The sequence below is a fragment of the Blautia sp. KLE_1732_HM_1032 genome, from assembly GCF_025147905.1.
GTDB lineage: Bacteria > Bacillota > Clostridia > Lachnospirales > Lachnospiraceae > Blautia_A > Blautia_A fusiformis.
Genome location: NZ_CP102266.1, coordinates 3,395,398 through 3,413,376, shown reverse-complemented (window position 1 = coordinate 3,413,376; position 17,979 = coordinate 3,395,398). Strand labels below are relative to the sequence as shown.

Genomic DNA, 17,979 nt, shown 5'->3' with positions numbered 1-17,979 from the left:
CCTCCGTATTGAAACTGCCACAGCCGGCAGAATATGAATATCCGTCCGATATGGTCTTCAGTATAGCGGATTTTGCAGGGAAAGTAAAGCACAGGACAATAACGCTTGTATACAAAACAATGCACCAGGTGTGCTCACTTTTATTGACTAATGTGTAAAAATCCTCTATAATAAACGAAATTATGAAAAAAAAAGAATCATTACAGATTGGAGGAACCGAAATGAAACTTTACGATACCGGCGTTTATCTTCAGAACGGACAGGAAATCATTCCCGAGAACCAGGCTGATCTGCCTGTAGCGAAAGAAGAGGCTGCTAAGAATACCATCGCATATTCTATTCTCAAGGCTCATAATAAATCCGATAACATGGAGAAACTTCAGATCAAATTCGATAAACTGACTTCCCATGATATCACATTTGTGGGAATCATCCAGACTGCAAGAGCTTCAGGACTTGAGAAGTTCCCGGTACCATATGTACTGACCAACTGCCATAACTCCCTCTGTGCAGTAGGCGGAACCATCAATGAAGATGACCACATGTTTGGTCTCACCTGTGCCAAAAAGTACGGCGGAGTTTATGTACCGCCTCATCAGGCAGTTATCCATCAGTTTGCAAGAGAAATGCTTGCAGGCGGCGGAAAGATGATCCTCGGCTCCGACAGTCATACAAGATACGGAGCACTTGGAACCATGGCTATGGGAGAGGGCGGACCGGAGCTTGTAAAACAGCTTCTCTGCCAGACATACGATATTAATATGCCAGGAGTAGTTGCTATTTATCTGAAAGGTGCTCCACGTCCGGGTGTAGGACCGCAGGATGTAGCGCTTGCCATCATCGGCGAGGTTTTTGCCAACGGCTATGTGAAGAATAAGGTTATGGAGTTCGTTGGACCAGGCGTTGCCAGCTTAAGCGCAGATTTCCGTATCGGTGTTGATGTTATGACAACAGAAACCACATGTCTTTCCTCCATCTGGCAGACAGATGCGAAGATCGAGGAATTCTATGCGATTCACGGAAGACCGGAGGATTACAAAGAACTGAAACCGGGCAACGTTGCATACTATGACGGCTGTGTAGAGATCGACCTCAGTGAGATCAAACCAATGATTGCAATGCCGTTCCACCCAAGTAACACCTACACCATCGATGAGCTGAAGGCAAACCTTGACGATATCCTTGCAGATGTGGAGAAGAGAGCACAGGTAAGCCTTGACGGAAAGATTCCGTTCACATTGAGAGACAAGGTAGTTGATGGCAAGCTTTATGTTGAGCAGGGAATCATTGCCGGTTGTGCAGGCGGTGGATTCGAGAATATCTGCGCTGCAGCAGATATCCTCAAGGGCAAAAATATCGGCCATGATGCCTTCACCTTAAGTGTATACCCGGCAAGTACTCCGATCTACATGGAACTGGCTAAGAATGGTGTTCTTGCAGAACTGATCGGAACAGGCGCAGTTGTGAAAACTGCATTCTGCGGACCGTGCTTCGGCGCCGGAGATACACCTGCAAACAATGCATTCAGTATCCGTCATACAACCAGAAACTTCCCGAACCGTGAAGGCTCCAAGATCCAGAACGGTCAGATCTCTTCGGTTGCACTTATGGATGCACGTTCCATTGCAGCTACAGCAGCAAACAAGGGATTCCTTACCTCAGCAGAGGAGTTTGACGGAAGTTATTCCGAGCATAAATACTACTTCGATAAGTCTATCTACGAGAACCGTGTATTTGACAGCAAGGGCGTGGCAGATCCAAGCGTAGAGATCCAGTTTGGACCGAATATCAAAGACTGGCCGGAGATGGCTGCACTTGCAGACAACCTGATCCTGAAGGTTGTTTCCGAGATCCACGATCCGGTTACTACCACTGACGAGCTGATCCCGTCCGGTGAGACATCCTCCTACCGTTCCAATCCGCTTGGACTTGCAGAATTCACACTGTCCAGAAAGGATCCGGCTTATGTTGGCCGTGCAAAAGAGATCCAGGCAGCACAGAAGGCAATCCAGGCAGGTAACTGCCCGGCAGAGGCTGTTCCGGAACTGAAACCGGTTATTAAAACCATCAACAAGACTTATCCGGATGTAGATAAGACCAACCTTGGCGTAGGAAGTACCATCTTTGCAGTGAAACCGGGCGATGGCTCTGCCAGAGAGCAGGCTGCATCCTGCCAGAAGGTACTTGGCGGCTGGGCAAACATTGCCAATGAGTATGCAACCAAGAGGTATCGTTCCAATCTGATCAACTGGGGTATGCTTCCATTCCTGATCCCGTCAGGAGATCTTCCGTTCAAGAACGGTGATTATCTGTTCTTCCCGGGAATCCGCAAGGCGGTTGAGGAAAAAGCAGACGTGATCAAGGGATATACTGTTGAAGGTGATTCTTTGAAGGAGTTCGATGTAACTCTGGGTGAGCTGACAGATGATGAGAGAGAGATCATCCTTAAGGGTTGTCTGATCAATTATAATCGTAAATAGATGCAGGGATTGAACACATATAGAGCGTGAAGGCGTTCAAGCTGTGTTCATGAATATGCTGCAGAGCGGAATATAGTAATTTAAGAATTTCCGTGTTGTTTTGCAGACTGGTGACCGTTTTAATCGAGGTTGCCGGTCTGCTTTTTTACTTTTAAGGTTATGGATACTTATTTATGGGATGTGGATGATGCGGACGCGTGAGGTGTCCTGTGGGGAGCAGAGGCTGTCGTTTCGCCTGGTCATACTAAGCGTCTGAGGCAACCTGTGAAAAGGCCGGCCCATAACTCGCCATGTACGCTGATGCGTACCTGGCTCAGACAGATGGGCCTTATTCTGCGGCCTGTATCCGCAGAATACCTTTCCACAGGTCACCTCAGCCGCCAAGTATGACCAAAGGCTCACTCCGAAGCCCCTGCTCTCCACAGGACACCTCACGCTGACATTCCCAGAGACAAATCCCAGCCCCGGTAAAAATATCAAGAAAAGCTCAACAAATGATGACCGTCTCAACACTCTTCGTTATTCAATTTTTCTTCTTCGTTCTTTCAAATAAAGTTTATCTCAATCCCCTGCAAACATTGCAAAGTACAAACATTGCAATGTTTGCAGGGCCAATACAGTCACACAGAAACTTTTCTAACTAACTTTCCATGTTCGAAAGTCAGGGCGGGAAGGACGGGAGGGGCGGGTGACTCTGCAGGAGTCGTAGTACTTCTTAGGCCGCGGGGAGGCTGCGTTGCTGGAAAAATCCCAGCTGTTTGAGCGTTAGCGAGTTCTGGGATTTTTTCAGCGGTTTTAGCAGAATCCCCGCAGCCTTAGAAGCACTAGACCTCCGAAGCCTCACCCGCCCCTCCCGTCCTTCCCGACCGTCCGTTTGCAACATACCATCCCGTTCTTCACAACTTCACAATAGCATAAATTAACAGAAAATAATAAAAAATACAAACAAATTATAAAATATAAACACCTAATAAAACAAATAAATAAAAATAATAGCATAAAAACACAAAAATGTATTGACAAATATCCGCAACGATGTTATTATAAGACCATCAAAAACAACAAGAAAAAAACAAAAAAGAAAATCATTCAATTCATAGCATAGATGCACATGAAGGATGAAGAAAGGAAAAGGTGATTCCAGTGGGAACATAAACAAACACCATCATCAATATGAGAGTGACAGGAACCGAATTTCCTGCAAGAAAGACCTGATACAGATCACATATGATACACCTTAAGAAAACAGAAGTTTCTTTTATGAAATATAAATAAGATCCTCTTAAATCTTACTTATATTTTAAGAAATCAGAAACAAAAGGAAATCAGTATTTCAGGTAATATAGAATCGGTAACTCATATTGAACAACTGTCACACACCTGATACAAAGATTTCAGGAAATATGTAAAGAAATATTTCCCGAAAGAGTAAAACCCTCAACTCACCGGTTCGTTGGAAAGAAGAGATTCCAAGAACAAACGTGAAGATGAGAACGATACTTTGAAATGCATATCAGAACCATTAGGATATGGATTGAAGCTTTGCATCAGAAGAATATCTGAGAGGATATTAAAAATAGAAGAATCGGGCAGGAACTTTTTTCCAGGATACTTTAAAGAACTGCAGAGGAGAAAATCCCAATAGGTCGATTTGAATCAGCAGATCGCAAAGTACAGAGATGACAAATGGTTTTGAATTTAAGAAGTTAAGTCCAGAATTGTTTAGTGAACAGGAAAAAGTATAACCACCGAAATTCTTCAGATAAACAGGAAATCAAACATCGTAAAAAATGATTTCTGATCTATAAAACTTTCTAAATAATCGAAGAGATATACTTACATATATCAGTCGTTTATGAGCAGGAAATAAAAAAGAAGAGAGAATCTGAAAAAGAAAAATTTCAAAATTGAATAAAGAGAATCGAAATTATTTTATAAAGTATATAAAATCAAAGATTTCGATTGATAAGTATAATAAGTATAACAAGAAAACTTTATTCGAAAGAACGAAGAGGAAGAAAAATTGAATAACGAAGAGTGTTGAGACGGTCATCATTTTTGGAAACTGTAAAAGTAAAAAAAGTGATGACCGTCTCGTTGTGTATATAAGATTGCATATATTAAGTATATAACCATTCCGAAAAGCCCTGGATAAAATAATATGATCCGAGCAGAGAGCAAAATTTTCGATCAGAGATTTTCCGAACAGTTATATTTATCAGTTGCCATCAAAAACATCATCAGTTATACTTCTGTGAGAAAGGAAGTAAGATGAGAAAATATGTGGAATTATCAGATTGAAGAAAATATTTTATATGAAGACAAAGAGATCCTTGTGTGCAGAAAAACAGCAGGAATGCCGGTGCAGGCAGCAAAAATAGGAACAATGGATATGGAAAGTGCTCTGAAAAATTATCTGGCACAAAAAACACCGGGAAAGATCCCATATCTGGGAGTAGTACATCGCCTTGATCAGCCAGTAGAAGGCATTCTTGTATTTGCGAAAACATCCGAAGCAGCAGGAAATTTGAGTAAACAGATGATGGCAGGAGGCGCCGGAAAATATTACCTGGCAGTAACAGAGGGAAAAGCAGAGAGCTCAGAAGGGACTCTTACAGACTATCTGAAAAAAAATGGAAAAGCCAACATGTCTCAGGTGGTGTCTGCCAATACACCGGGAGCAAAAAAAGCGATCCTTCACTATAAAGTTCTGGATCAGCAGGAGATAAACGGAAAATCCCGGACATTTCTTAAGATCAGGCTGGAAACAGGTCGGCATCATCAGATCCGTGTGCAGCTTTCTCATGAGGGACTGCCCCTTCTCGGAGACCGGAAATATAATCCTTCGGGAGAAAAAGGTACATCACTGGGACTTTGTTCCAGTTGTCTGGAATTCAAACACCCCAGAACAGGAAAAATGATGAAGTTTGAAACAGAGCCACAGGGAAGTGCGTTTCTGGATTTTGTGAAAAAAGTGTAAAAACTCTGGACGGAAATACGAAAAAGTGTATAATGTAAAAAGCAAGTAACCAAATGTAAGATTTTTGTAAAGTATAAGTTACTGTGGATGGACAAGGCAGACGATAAAGAACATAGAGAACAGTAACCAGCGAGGAAGAGGAGATTACAATGAAAAGAGCTGCAGTAGCGTCAGCAGCCTTGTTGGCTGTGGCAACCCTGCTGACAGGCTGTCAGAAAGAAGAAGTAGAAAAGCTTGTTGCACCGATTGTAGCAGATGTCCAGGAAACCCCTGAAGCAACCGAAGTGGAAGAAGAAAAAAGCCCGCTGATCCCTGAGATCGATGACACTCTTTCTATTGAAGAAGGTGCCAGAATAGCTGTTGTCAGCAAAAGCAAAAAAGGCGAGTTCTGGAATAAAGTAAAAGAAGGAATGGAAGCTGCTGTCAAGGACGTAAATGAAGCGTATGGTTTCAAAAAAGACAAGCAGATCACGATGACCTTTGAGGGTCCGGATGATGAAGAGGACGTAGAAAGTCAGATTAATACTCTTGATGCAGTGATCGCTGAGAATCCATCTGTAGTGTGTCTTTCTGCCGGAGATATGGATTCCTGTCAGGCACAGCTGGAAGCAGCGAAAGAGAACGGAATTCCGGTGGTCGCGTTTGATTCCAATGTCAGTGATACGAAGCTGGTCAGAGCTTTCCGTGGAACAGACAATACACAGATCGGCAAATATGCAGCATATAAGCTTGGCAGCGCCATTGGAAAAATGGGAAATGTGGCTGTTTTTTCCGCACAGGAGAAAACACAGAGTGCTCAGGAACGTGTAAAGGGATTTCTGGATAATATTGCAAATTATACGGATATTAAAGTGGTGGAAACCGTATATTCTGACCAGGTTGATGATATGAAGGAAGCCATGAAGGAAGTTCTGGATAAATATCCGGCACTGGATGGTGTTTTCTGCACCAATGCCGAGGTTTCTGAAATGTTTCTGGAGGTAAATAAGGACACAGGAGAAAATAAAGTTGCTATGGTAGGCGTAGATGCAACTAGCAAACAGCAGGAAGCGATCCAGAAAGGGGAAGAACTGGGAGTGCTTTCACAGAATCCTTATGCGATGGGATATCAGACCATGTGGGCGGCTATTCAGTCTACTGCACCGAAGAAGGAAACAAAGATTGATAAGAAGGTTTTACTTGATCCGGTATGGATCGATGCTGAGAATATCAAAAGCGAAGACATTGCAAATTACCTGTACAATTAACAAATAGAACAGATAGCCACTGTAGGTCGGGTGAATAGGTTAGTCCGCATTCACCGTCTGTTCATAATTGAAAGCCATCAGCCCGATGAAGATGTAAAAAACATTTTCATCGGGCTGATGGCTTTTTTGAATAAAAATAAAAAATATGAATAGAATAAACAAATAAAAAGTGTGCGAAAAAATGGCAAAAATATAACATATATGACGACTTTTTGACACAATACAAATAAATTTATCGTTAAATTGCATAATAAACATTGTTTTGAAAAAGCGATTGTGGTACAATTTGGATATGCAGAGAGGCGGTGATCAGATGATCCAGGAAACGATCAAGGCAGTGAAAGAGGCGGAGGCAAAAGCACAGCAGAAGATAAAGGATGCATCCGTCCGTGCACAGAGTATCATCAGCGAAGCTGAGAAAGAGGCAGAGAATATTATCAGAAAGGCGGAAACAGCCGCCGGCGAACAGGCGGCATCTGATATGAAAGCAGCCGAAGAACGTGCACACAGTACAGAGAACACTGTCGTTGGACAGGCGGAGGAAGAGCTTGCAGCTTTGAAAAAGAAAGCGGAGTCGAAGCACGAGCAGGCGATCCAGACAGTAATGGACAGTTTGTTCTGAGAGGGGGAGTGCGAAAATGGCAGTATTGCAGATGCAGCGAATCAGTATCTGCGCAATGAAAAAGAACCGTAAGGCCATATTGGAAGAACTGCAGTCACTTGGAGTATTGGAGATCGATGCAGCGGAATTGGATCCGGAGCTTAAGACGATGGATACTATGAATGCCCGGCTGATCTTTGAGAAGAACGCATCCCTTTGTGATCAGGCAATCGAAATACTGGATGAATTTTCGAAGGAAAAGCAATCCATGCTGGCATCCCTGGCAGGGAAACCGCTGATCGGAAGGAAGCAGGAGGAAGAAGCTATCCGGGATCAGGAAGAGATCCTGAGAACAGCCAGAGAAATTCAGGGATACCGGAAGAAGCTTACAGAGAACAGTGCGGCGGCAGTTAAGCTAGAACAGCAGGAAGCAGCTCTTGCTCCATGGCTGAAGCTGGATATTCCGATGAACTTCGGCGGTACAGCGAAAGCAGCGGTACTTGTGGGAAGTATTGATGGAAATATAACTCTGGATCAGGTATACAGTCAGCTGGCAGCGGATGCACCACAGCTTGAATCCTTTGACATTCGGGAAATCTCAAATGATGCCGGTAAGCTGAGCCTGGTGGTTGTCTGCCTGAAAGCACAGGCACAGGAACTGGAAGAAGCGCTTCGGATGCAGGGATTTGCAAGACCGGCACAGCTGGTATCAGAGGTTCCGGCACAGGAGCTGGAGAACCTTAAGAATGAAGTGGTACGCATTCAGGAAGAGTCCGAACAGATTCGGGAACAGATACGCGCTCTTCACGACAGGAAGAGCTCTCTTCAGCTTTTGTCCGATTATTTCCGAATCCGTGCACAGAAATATGAGGTATTAGGACAGATCCGCCAGTCGGAGAGCACTTTTTTTGTGACAGGATATCTTCCGAAGAAACAGGTTCCTGCAATGGAGAAACGGCTTACGGAGAAGTACGATATTGTTTTTGAAGCAGAAGATGCTGAGGGAGAAAATGTTCCGGTTGCCCTTCAGAACGGTAAATTCGGAGCAGCAGGAGAGGGAGTTCTGGCAGCATTTGGTCTTCCCGGAAAGGGAGAGATCGATCCTTCCACGATCATGACAGCCTGCTATGTATTTCTTTTCGGACTGATGCTGTCAGACGCAGCATATGGACTGATCGTCTTTGCAGTCTGTCTGGGAGTACTTCTGAAGTTCCCTAGGATGGAGAGCGGAATGCAGAAATCCATCCGGCTTTTTATGTACTGTGGATTGTCCACTTTGTTCTGGGGCGTGATGTTTGGCGGATATTTCGGAGATTTTATCGATGTATTTTCGAAGGTATATCTGCACAGGCCGGTCACGGTGAAGCCGGTATGGTTTGCACCGTTAAATGAGCCAATGAGACTTCTGGTGTTCTCCATGCTGTTTGGTCTGATCCATATGTTTCTGGGAATGGGTCTTAAGGGCTACATGCTGTTACGTGACAGAAAATATCTCGACTTTTTCTGTGACGTAGTACTCTGGTTCCTGCTTCTTATGGGACTGATCTTGATCTTTATCCCAAGCAGCATGTTCCGTTCTATTTCTCAGATGGATCTGAACCTTTCACCGGCAGTGATACAGGTCGGAAAATGGATGGCGATCATCGGTGCGGTGGGAATTCTCTTCATGTCAGGAAGAGATAAGAAGAATCCATTCCTGAGGCTGGCGCTTGGAGCCTATGATCTTTACAATATCACGGGATGGGTCAGTGATATTCTTTCCTATTCCAGACTTCTGGCCTTGGGACTTGCCACCGGAGTTATCGCATCGGTTATGAACCAGATGGGAAGTATGCTGGGAGACAGTATTCTGGGATGGATCGTATTTATTCTTGTATTTGTGATTGGTCATATCTTTAACCTTCTGATCAATCTTCTGGGTGCATACGTGCACACCTGCCGATTACAGTACGTAGAGTTTTTCGGCAAATTCTTTGAGGGCGGAGGAAAAGAGTTCCACCCCTTCCGCGAAAATACAAAATATGTAGATATTAAGGAGGATTAATATTATGAGTGGTATCGTTTGGGCATTATTGGGAGCAGCAATTTCCGTAGCTCTTGCAGGTATAGGTTCCGCCATCGGTGTTGGTACAGCCGGCCGTGCAGCAGCAGGCGTTGTAACAGAAGACCCGGACAAATTTGCCAAGGTTCTGCTTCTTCAGCTTCTTCCCGGTACGCAGGGTATTTACGGACTGCTGGTAGCATTCCTTGCACTTTCCAAGGTTGGTATCCTGGGCGGCGGTGTTGCTGATATTTCCCTGGAAACCGGTCTTATGATCTTTGTGGCTTGTCTTCCGATTGCTATCGCAGGTCTTCTTTCTGCAATCCATCAGGGAAAAACTTCCGTAGCTTCCATCGGTATCGTAGCCAAGAAACCGGAGCAGTTCGGTAAAGCCATGCTTTTCCCTGCAATGGTTGAGACATATGCGATTCTGGCTCTTCTGATCTCCATTCTTGCAGTCAGCGGAATTCAGGTTTGATTCATCAGGAGGGGCAGAGCATGACAGGATTAGAGAAGATGGTAAGCCAGATTCTTGAAGAGGCCGATGCTTCTGCAGCCGTTACGATCAGTGATGCGGAGAAAAAAGCCGCAGAGATCCTCAGGGAAGCCGGAGAAAAGGCAGATAAGATCCGGCAGCAGAGAGAAGAACAGTCCAGGGCAAAGGTGAAAAGCTATGAAGAGCGGACAGCTTCCGCTGCAGATATGAAGAAGCGTACCGCAGTTCTTGCAGCCAAGCAGGAGCTGATCGGAAATGTGATCGCAGATGCCTGTGACCGTGTGAAGAATCTGGATGAAGAAAAATATTTTGGGATCCTTAAGAATATGGCTGAGAAATATCTTCTTCCAAGAGAAGGAGAGATCTGTTTTTCAAAAAAGGATCTGGAACGTATGCCGGCAGGTTTCCGTGAGGAAATAAAGAGCCTGGCACAGAAAAAGGGTGGTGTGCTGGAAATTTCCGGTGAAACCCGAAACATAGACGGAGGTTTTATCCTGATATACGGCGGCATTGAGGAAAACTGTTCCATTGATGCCATGTTCGCAGAGAAGCGGGATGAGCTTCTGGATCAGGTAAGAAAGATTTTGTTTGCGTAAAACACCATCGCAAAAAGGAGGGCGTGAATGATGTTTGGTGAAGATTATGCCTATGCGGTGGCGCGGATACGTGTTCTGGAGACCGGACTTCTGAATCAGGCGGCGATCGAGCAGCTTCTGGCATGTCAGGATGAGCAGCAGTGCCTTCAGATTCTTACAGAGAAGGGCTGGGGAAACGGTGATCCTGCAGCCGGTGCGGATGCCATTCTTTCCCGGGAGAGAGAAAAGATCTGGGAGATCATGGATTCGCTGGTAGCGGACCGATCTGTTTTTTCTGTTCTTTCTTATCAGGATCTTTTCCATAATATGAAAGCGGCTGTGAAGGCAAGCATCCTGCAAGGGGCAGCGCCGAATATTTTTTTCAGCGACTGTTCCATTGACGGAGAGGATATGGTGAAATTCCTGAAGGATAAGGAATATGATCGTTTTCCTGAGGATATGCGGGAAGCGGCAAGAGAAGCCTATGAGACCTTTTTGCACACAAGAGACGGACAGCTTGCGGATATTATCGTAGACAGGGCAGCACTGGATGCCATAAAAAAAGCCGGAGGACGATCAAAAGAAGAGATCGTCCGGCAGTATGCGGAATCCACGGTAGCGGTAGCAGATATCCGGATCGCAGTCCGTGCCTGCAAAACAGGAAAAAGTTCGGACTTTATGAAAAAAGCCATGGCAGAATGTGACACACTGGATAAGGAGAGACTGATCCACGCGGCAGTAAGCGGAATGGATCAGATCATGGGTTATCTGGCAGAAACGAAATATGGGGACGGAGCTCTGGCACTGGCGGAATCAGCTTCCGCTTTTGAGAGATGGTGTGATAACCAGATCATGGAGACCATCCGCCCTCAGCTGTATAATTCATTTTCACTGGGACCGCTGGTAGCCTATGTGCTTGCCCGTGAAAATGAGATCAAGACGGTGCGGATCATTCTCACCGGAAAGCGCAGCGGCCTTCCGGAAGAGTTTATCCGGGAAAGGGCAAGGGAAATGTATGTATAAGATCGCAGTTTTAGGTGATTATAACAGCATTTACGGGTTTGCGGCTCTTGGCCTTGATACTTTTCCGGTGGAGGATCCTGCAGAAGGTAAAGAGAAGCTTAACCGTCTGGCAGCCGGTGAATATGCGGTTATTTATATTACGGAACAGCTGGCGGCCCAGCTTTCCGCAGAGATCAGTAAATACAGTGAGGAGCTGATGCCTGCGATCATTCAGATTCCCGGAATTTCCGGAAATACAGGTGCAGGTATCGAAAATGTAAAGAAATCCGTGGAGACGGCAGTTGGCTCCGATATTCTTTTCAGTAATGAGTGACAAGAAAGCAGGTGATTGGTTCAGATGAGCAGAGGAACCATTAAGAAGGTGGCAGGACCGCTGGTAATTGCCAAGGGTATGCGGGATGCAAATATGTATGACGTGGTTCGTGTAAGCAGCCAGCGTCTGATCGGTGAGATCATTGAGATGCATGAAGATGAGGCTTCCATACAGGTATATGAGGAGACTTCAGGACTTCGTCCGGGAGAACCGGTAGAGTCCATGGAGGTGCCCCTTTCCGTGGAGCTTGGTCCTGGCCTTATTACAAGCATTTACGATGGAATACAGCGTCCGCTGGATGACATCATGAAGGTAGCAGGCAGCAACAACCTGAAACGAGGCGTTGAGGTTCCTGCCCTGAAGCGGGACAAAAAATGGAATTTCATTCCGGTTGCGAAGGTGGGAGATCCGCTGGAGGGCGGCGATGTTCTTGGAACCGTTCAGGAGACTATCGTTGTTACACAGAAGATCATGGTACCTCCCAATATGAAAGGTACTCTGAAGGAAATTAAATCCGGCGAGTTTACCGTGGATGAGACCGTTGCAGTTCTTTCCACAGCAGACGGCGATAAAGAGTTGACCCTGATGCAGCACTGGCCGGTACGACGTGGCCGTCCATATAAGAAGAAACTTCCGCCAGCTAAACCTCTGGTAACAGGACAGCGTGTTATTGATACCATGTTCCCTATTGCCAAGGGTGGTGTGGCAGCAGTTCCCGGCCCGTTCGGAAGCGGTAAGACGGTTATCCAGCATCAGCTTGCAAAATGGGCTGAGGCAGATATCGTGGTTTATATCGGCTGCGGTGAGCGTGGAAATGAGATGACAGATGTTCTGAACGAGTTCCCGGAGCTGAAGGATCCGAAAACAGGACAATCCCTGATGGAGCGTACGGTTCTGATCGCCAATACCTCAGATATGCCGGTTGCAGCTCGTGAGGCGTCGATCTATACAGGTATTACAATTGCGGAGTATTTCCGTGATATGGGATATTCCGTAGCATTGATGGCAGATTCTACTTCCAGATGGGCTGAGGCTCTCCGTGAGATGTCCGGACGACTGGAGGAGATGCCAGGCGAGGAAGGTTATCCTGCATATCTTGGTTCCCGTCTTGCACAGTTCTATGAGCGTGCCGGACATGTGATCTGCAGTGGAAAAGACGGAAGAGAGGGTGCCCTGACAGCGATCGGCGCCGTATCTCCTCCAGGTGGTGATATCTCCGAGCCGGTTTCCCAGGCGACACTTCGAATCGTAAAGGTATTCTGGGGACTGGATGCAAACCTTGCATACAAACGTCATTTCCCGGCGATCAACTGGCTGACCAGCTATTCTCTGTATCTGGACAGCGTTGGCGGATGGTTTGACGAAAATGTAGCGAATGACTGGATGAAGCTCCGTCAGAGAATGATGACCCTTCTTCAGGAAGAGGCAGAGCTGGAAGAAATCGTAAAGATGGTAGGTATGGATGCGCTTTCTCCGGGTGACCGACTGAAAATGGAAGCAGCCCGTTCCATCCGAGAGGATTTCCTCCACCAGAACTCTTTCCACGAGATCGATACCTACACATCTCTGGAAAAACAGCACAATATGATGCGTCTGGTACTTGCATTTTATGATGCGGGTCTGGATGCGCTGAAACAGGGCGCAGATATCAATGATATCGTAAAGCTTCCGGTACGTGAGCAGATCGGCCGTTATAAATATACAAAAGAAGATCAGCTGGCAGCAGAATATGAGAAAGTAACCCGCCAGCTGGCAGCAGAGACTGCAGAACTTCTGGGAAAGGAGGGCCTGTAAAATGCCAAAAGAATATAGGACCATACAGGAAGTTGCCGGCCCTTTGATGCTGGTACGGGGCGTTGAAGATGTAGCATTTGACGAGCTTGGTGAGATCGAGCTTGCCGATGGCGAAACAAGAAGATGCCGTGTTCTGGAGATCGACGGAAGCAATGCTCTGGTGCAGCTGTTTGAGAGCTCCACAGGTATCAATCTTTCCAACAGCAAGGTACGTTTCCTGGGACGGAGCATGGAGCTTGGTGTATCCGGCGATATGCTGGGTCGTGTTTTTGACGGACTGGGACGTCCCATTGATGACGGCCCGGAGATCCTTCCGGAGGAAAGAAGAGATATCAACGGACTTCCCATGAATCCGGCGGCCAGAAGCTATCCGGAGGAGTTTATCCAGACGGGTGTATCTGCGATTGACGGACTGAATACTCTGGTACGCGGACAGAAGCTTCCGATCTTCTCCGCATCCGGTCTTCCCCATGCACAGCTTGCGGCACAGATTGCAAGACAGGCGAAGGTTCGCGGAAAAGATGAGCAGTTTGCCGTTGTATTTGCAGCCATGGGTATCACTTTCGAGGAGTCAAACTTCTTCGTAGAGAGCTTTAAGGAAACCGGAGCTATAGATCGTACTGTTCTGTTTGTGAACCTGGCAAATGACCCGGCTGTTGAGCGTATCGCTACTCCGCGAATGGCACTGACAGCGGCTGAATATCTTGCCTTCGAAAAAGACATGCACGTATTGGTAATCCTTACGGATATCACAAACTATGCGGATGCTCTCCGTGAGGTTTCCGCGGCTCGTAAGGAGGTTCCGGGACGTCGTGGATATCCCGGATATATGTACACAGATCTTGCTTCTCTTTATGAGCGTGCAGGCCGTCAGAAAGGAAAATCAGGAAGTATCACCATGGTTCCGATCCTGACTATGCCTGAGGATGATAAGACCCATCCGATCCCGGACCTTACCGGTTACATCACAGAGGGACAGATCATCCTGAGCCGTGAGCTTTACCGTAAGGGAATCACACCGCCCATCGATGTTCTTCCGTCTCTGTCACGACTGAAGGATAAGGGTATCGGTGAAGGCAAGACAAGAGCAGACCATGCCAACACCATGAATCAGCTGTTTGCCGCATATGCCCGTGGTAAAGAGGCCAAAGAGCTGATGACCATTCTTGGTGAGGCAGCTCTCTCCGATATTGACCTGATCTATGCAAAATTTGCGGATGCTTTCGAGAAGGAATATGTTTCCCAGGGCTATCAGGCTAACCGTGATATTGAGGAAACACTGGCCATCGGCTGGAAGCTGCTTTCCATTCTTCCGAGAAGCGAGCTGAAACGTATCGATGACAAATTCCTTGATCAGTATTACGGAAAAGTATAAAGGGGGGATGATTTGTGGCATCAACACAGGTGAATCCTACCCGTATGGAGCTTACGAAGCAGAAAAAGAAGCTGGTGACTGCAGTACGTGGCCATAAGCTTCTGAAGGATAAGCGGGACGAGCTGATGAGACAGTTCCTGGATCTGGTACGGGAGAATATGGAGCTGCGAAAAAAAGTAGAAGCCGGTATCCGAAGCGCCAACACCAATTTTGTCATTGCAAAAGCAGGAATGTCGGAGGAGACGCTGAATACGGCACTGATGGCTCCCAAGCAGGAAGTTTATCTGGAAACCGGAAAAAAGAATGTCATGAGTGTGGATATTCCTGTTTTTGAATACAAAACAAGAACACCGGATGCCAACGATATTTATTCCTATGGCTTTGCTTTTACATCCAGTGATCTGGACGGAGCGGTAAAATCCCTGGCAGACATCCTGCCGGATATGCTTCGTCTGGCAGAAGTGGAAAAGGCCTGTCAGCTTATGGCTTCCGAGATCGAAAAAACAAGGCGTCGTGTAAATGCTCTGGAGCATGTCATCATACCGGAAGCCCGGGCAAACATTAAATACATCACCATGAAGCTGGATGAGAACGAGAGAAGTACTCAGATCCGACTGATGAAGGTGAAAGATATGATGCTGGAGGAGGCACATCATTATAAGGAGCGGGAGGCAGAGCGCGGAGCGTAAAGCGCAGTCATCCTGAAAGAAAAAGAAAAGTTTATATAGAAAGTTTTAAGTAACGGAAAGGAGATGTCCCTGTACTGTGTGAAATTTCGGCAGTGCAGGGGCGTTTTATTTATAAAATATTTAGCTTTTGTTATTAGAAAATCAAGAAAAATACAGTATAATAGATAATAAGTAAATCAGACAGCTGCAGATGCAGAAATATAAAAGAAAGCTGCTCTGTCTGCTGAAAAATAAAGAAATAAAAAATAAAGAAAGAGGAGAAAGCTGATCTGACCAGGTAAACTGCCGGGCAGCTGCATGGCTATGAACAGCTGGCAAAGCAGATTGCGGTAGCGTCTGATCAGTAAGAGGTATATGAATATTTTACAGTCAATACAACAGCTGGACGGAGAAATCCTTCTCCTGATCCAGCGATATTTAAGAACGGATATGCTGACACCATTTATGAAATCTGTTACATTTCTGGGAAACGGAGGATGGTTCTGGATCCTCTGTGCAGTTGTTCTTCTTGCTGTTCCAAAGACAAGAAAAACAGGTTATGCGGCAGCCTTATCCCTGATCTTCGGGGCGATCGTTACCAACCTGCTTCTCAAAAATATAGTGGCAAGACCAAGGCCTTTTGCGGAAATCGAAGCTCTCATCCCTATGATCACCAAACCGAAGGATTTCTCTTTTCCGTCAGGTCACACCACAGCATCCTTTGCCGTTGCTCTGGTAATGCTTCGGATGCTTCCGAAGAAATTCGGAATCCCGGCAGTAGTCCTGGCAGCACTGGTGGCATTTTCCAGACTGTATCTTGGTGTCCATTATCCGACAGATGTTCTGGCCGGATTCGTGATCGCGCTGGTGGGAAGCACGTTGTCAGTATGGATCGTGCGAACGAAACCGGAAGACAAACAGGTACACTAGCATTGTCCATAGGAAATATGAAGCACTTTACCTGGACAAAGTATTGACACGCTGAAGCAAGACGGGGTAAAATTGTAGACAGTACAACAGATTCTGACTATGGTAGAAATAATGATATGAAACCCTGTAAAATCGGATAAAAGGAGAGAGCACAAAATGATATCAGAAAAAATGAAACCCTACGTGAAAAATAATTCCGCCATCCGTATGATGTTTGAGGAAGGAAACCGCCTCCGTGCGAAATATGGCGCAGACAAGGTTTTTGATTTCAGTCTCGGAAATCCAAGTGTACCGGCACCGGACAGCGTCCGCGAAGCAATTATCGAGCTTGTAAACACTACGGATCCGACAGTTCTTCACGGATATATGAGCAACGCAGGCTTTGAGGATGTACGCCAGACCATCGCAGAATCCCTCAACAGACGTTTCGATACGAAATTTTCCGCAAAGAATCTGATCATGACCGTCGGCGCTGCAAGCGGACTGAATGTGATCCTGAAAACAATCCTGAATCCTGGAGAAGAGGTGATCGTTTTTGCGCCATATTTTCTGGAATACGGTGCATATGTCCGCAATTATGATGGTGTCCTTGTGGAAATCTCTCCAGATACCACAACCTTCCAGCCAAATCTCGCTGAGTTTGAACAGAAGATCACACCGAAGACAAGAGCGGTTATCGTAAATACCCCGCACAATCCTACCGGAGTTGTATATTCAGAAGAAACGATCAAGAAACTTTCCGCAATCCTGGAAGCAAAACAGAAAGAGTTCGGAACTGTGATCTACCTGATCTCCGATGAGCCATACCGTGAGCTGGCTTATGATGGCGTGGAGGTCCCATACCTGACGAAATATTATAACAATACTGTTGTGGGCTATTCCTACAGCAAATCTCTTTCCCTTCCGGGTGAACGTATCGGATATCTGGTGATCCCTGATGAGGCAGACGGAAGCGAAGAGCTGATCTCTGCAGCAACCATTGCAAACCGTACACTTGGCTGTGTAAATGCACCGTCCCTGATCCAGAAAGTAGTTGCAAAATGTGTAGACGCCAAGACGGATCTTGTAGCTTATGATAAAAATCGGCAGGCACTTTATAATGGCCTGAAAGAATGCGGATTTGAGTGTATCAAACCACAGGGTGCCTTCTATCTCTTTGTAAAATCTCCGGTTGAAGACGAAAAAGCCTTCTGTGAAGCCGGTAAGAAATATAACATCCTTATGGTACCGGGAAGCTCCTTCGCATGCCCCGGTTATGTGAGACTTGCATATTGTGTATCTTATGAGACAATTGTGAATTCTCTTCCTGAATTTAAAAAACTTGCAGCAGAGTATGGCTTGAAATAAACGATCATTACAAAGCAGTTGAATAAAAGATCCCCGGTACAGTCTGTTCATGCAGCCCTGTATCGGGGATCTTTTGCAAGAGGGAATAAGCAAATGAAACGTAGTCGGG

The 17,979-nt window shown here is 45.9% G+C and carries 14 protein-coding genes; all 14 read left to right on the top strand.

Going from position 1 to position 17,979, the window contains the following annotated elements:
- The first annotated feature begins 221 nt into the window (after positions 1 to 221).
- The 14 genes from NQ489_RS16105 (at position 222) to NQ489_RS16040 (ending at position 17,870) form a co-directional block, all read left to right on the top strand.
- Entirely contained in the window at positions 222 to 2,480 is a 2,259-nt protein-coding gene (locus NQ489_RS16105) for a hydratase (RefSeq protein ID WP_044961510.1), read from the top strand.
- Between the two features lie 2,281 nt (positions 2,481 to 4,761).
- Positions 4,762 to 5,460, top strand: a complete 699-nt coding sequence (locus NQ489_RS16100) for an RluA family pseudouridine synthase (protein ID WP_021652671.1) — start codon at positions 4,762 to 4,764, stop codon at positions 5,458 to 5,460.
- A gap of 149 nt (positions 5,461 to 5,609) precedes the next feature.
- The gene (locus NQ489_RS16095; RefSeq protein ID WP_021652672.1) at positions 5,610 to 6,707 is read left to right on the top strand and encodes a substrate-binding domain-containing protein; all 1,098 of its coding nucleotides are present in this window, start codon (positions 5,610 to 5,612) and stop codon (positions 6,705 to 6,707) included.
- A gap of 313 nt (positions 6,708 to 7,020) precedes the next feature.
- Positions 7,021 to 7,329 carry a V-type ATPase subunit subunit G family protein gene (locus tag NQ489_RS16090; RefSeq protein WP_022427344.1) on the top strand — a complete coding sequence of 103 codons (309 nt, stop codon included), beginning with the start codon at positions 7,021 to 7,023 and terminating at the stop codon, positions 7,327 to 7,329.
- Positions 7,330 to 7,345: 16 nt separating this feature from the next.
- The gene (locus tag NQ489_RS16085; protein ID WP_021652675.1) at positions 7,346 to 9,352 is read left to right on the top strand and encodes a V-type ATP synthase subunit I; all 2,007 of its coding nucleotides are present in this window, start codon (positions 7,346 to 7,348) and stop codon (positions 9,350 to 9,352) included.
- A 4-nt stretch (positions 9,353 to 9,356) separates the two neighbouring features.
- Positions 9,357 to 9,827, top strand: coding sequence for a V-type ATP synthase subunit K (locus NQ489_RS16080; RefSeq protein ID WP_015526259.1), 471 nt, complete (start codon positions 9,357 to 9,359; stop codon positions 9,825 to 9,827).
- A gap of 20 nt (positions 9,828 to 9,847) precedes the next feature.
- Positions 9,848 to 10,441 carry a V-type ATP synthase subunit E gene (locus tag NQ489_RS16075; RefSeq protein WP_015526258.1) on the top strand — a complete coding sequence of 198 codons (594 nt, stop codon included), beginning with the start codon at positions 9,848 to 9,850 and terminating at the stop codon, positions 10,439 to 10,441.
- A 30-nt stretch (positions 10,442 to 10,471) separates the two neighbouring features.
- Entirely contained in the window at positions 10,472 to 11,443 is a 972-nt protein-coding gene (locus NQ489_RS16070) for a V0D/AC39 family V-type ATPase subunit (RefSeq protein WP_044962242.1), read from the top strand.
- Positions 11,436 to 11,756, top strand: a complete 321-nt coding sequence (locus NQ489_RS16065; protein ID WP_021652678.1) for a V-type ATP synthase subunit F — start codon at positions 11,436 to 11,438, stop codon at positions 11,754 to 11,756. Before NQ489_RS16070 ends, NQ489_RS16065 begins: the two co-directional genes overlap by 8 nt.
- 24 nt (positions 11,757 to 11,780) lie before the next feature.
- The gene (locus NQ489_RS16060) at positions 11,781 to 13,550 is read left to right on the top strand and encodes a V-type ATP synthase subunit A (RefSeq protein WP_021652679.1); all 1,770 of its coding nucleotides are present in this window, start codon (positions 11,781 to 11,783) and stop codon (positions 13,548 to 13,550) included.
- 1 nt (position 13,551) lies between these two features.
- Positions 13,552 to 14,925, top strand: coding sequence for a V-type ATP synthase subunit B (locus NQ489_RS16055; RefSeq protein WP_015526254.1), 1,374 nt, complete (start codon positions 13,552 to 13,554; stop codon positions 14,923 to 14,925).
- A gap of 14 nt (positions 14,926 to 14,939) precedes the next feature.
- The gene (locus NQ489_RS16050; RefSeq protein WP_022427340.1) at positions 14,940 to 15,614 is read left to right on the top strand and encodes a V-type ATP synthase subunit D; all 675 of its coding nucleotides are present in this window, start codon (positions 14,940 to 14,942) and stop codon (positions 15,612 to 15,614) included.
- A gap of 354 nt (positions 15,615 to 15,968) precedes the next feature.
- On the top strand, positions 15,969 to 16,523 hold the full coding sequence (locus NQ489_RS16045; RefSeq protein ID WP_021652681.1) for a phosphatase PAP2 family protein: 555 nt from the start codon (positions 15,969 to 15,971) through the stop codon (positions 16,521 to 16,523).
- 156 nt (positions 16,524 to 16,679) lie between these two features.
- Positions 16,680 to 17,870, top strand: coding sequence for a pyridoxal phosphate-dependent aminotransferase (locus NQ489_RS16040; protein ID WP_021652682.1), 1,191 nt, complete (start codon positions 16,680 to 16,682; stop codon positions 17,868 to 17,870).
- Positions 17,871 to 17,979 lie beyond the last annotated feature (109 nt).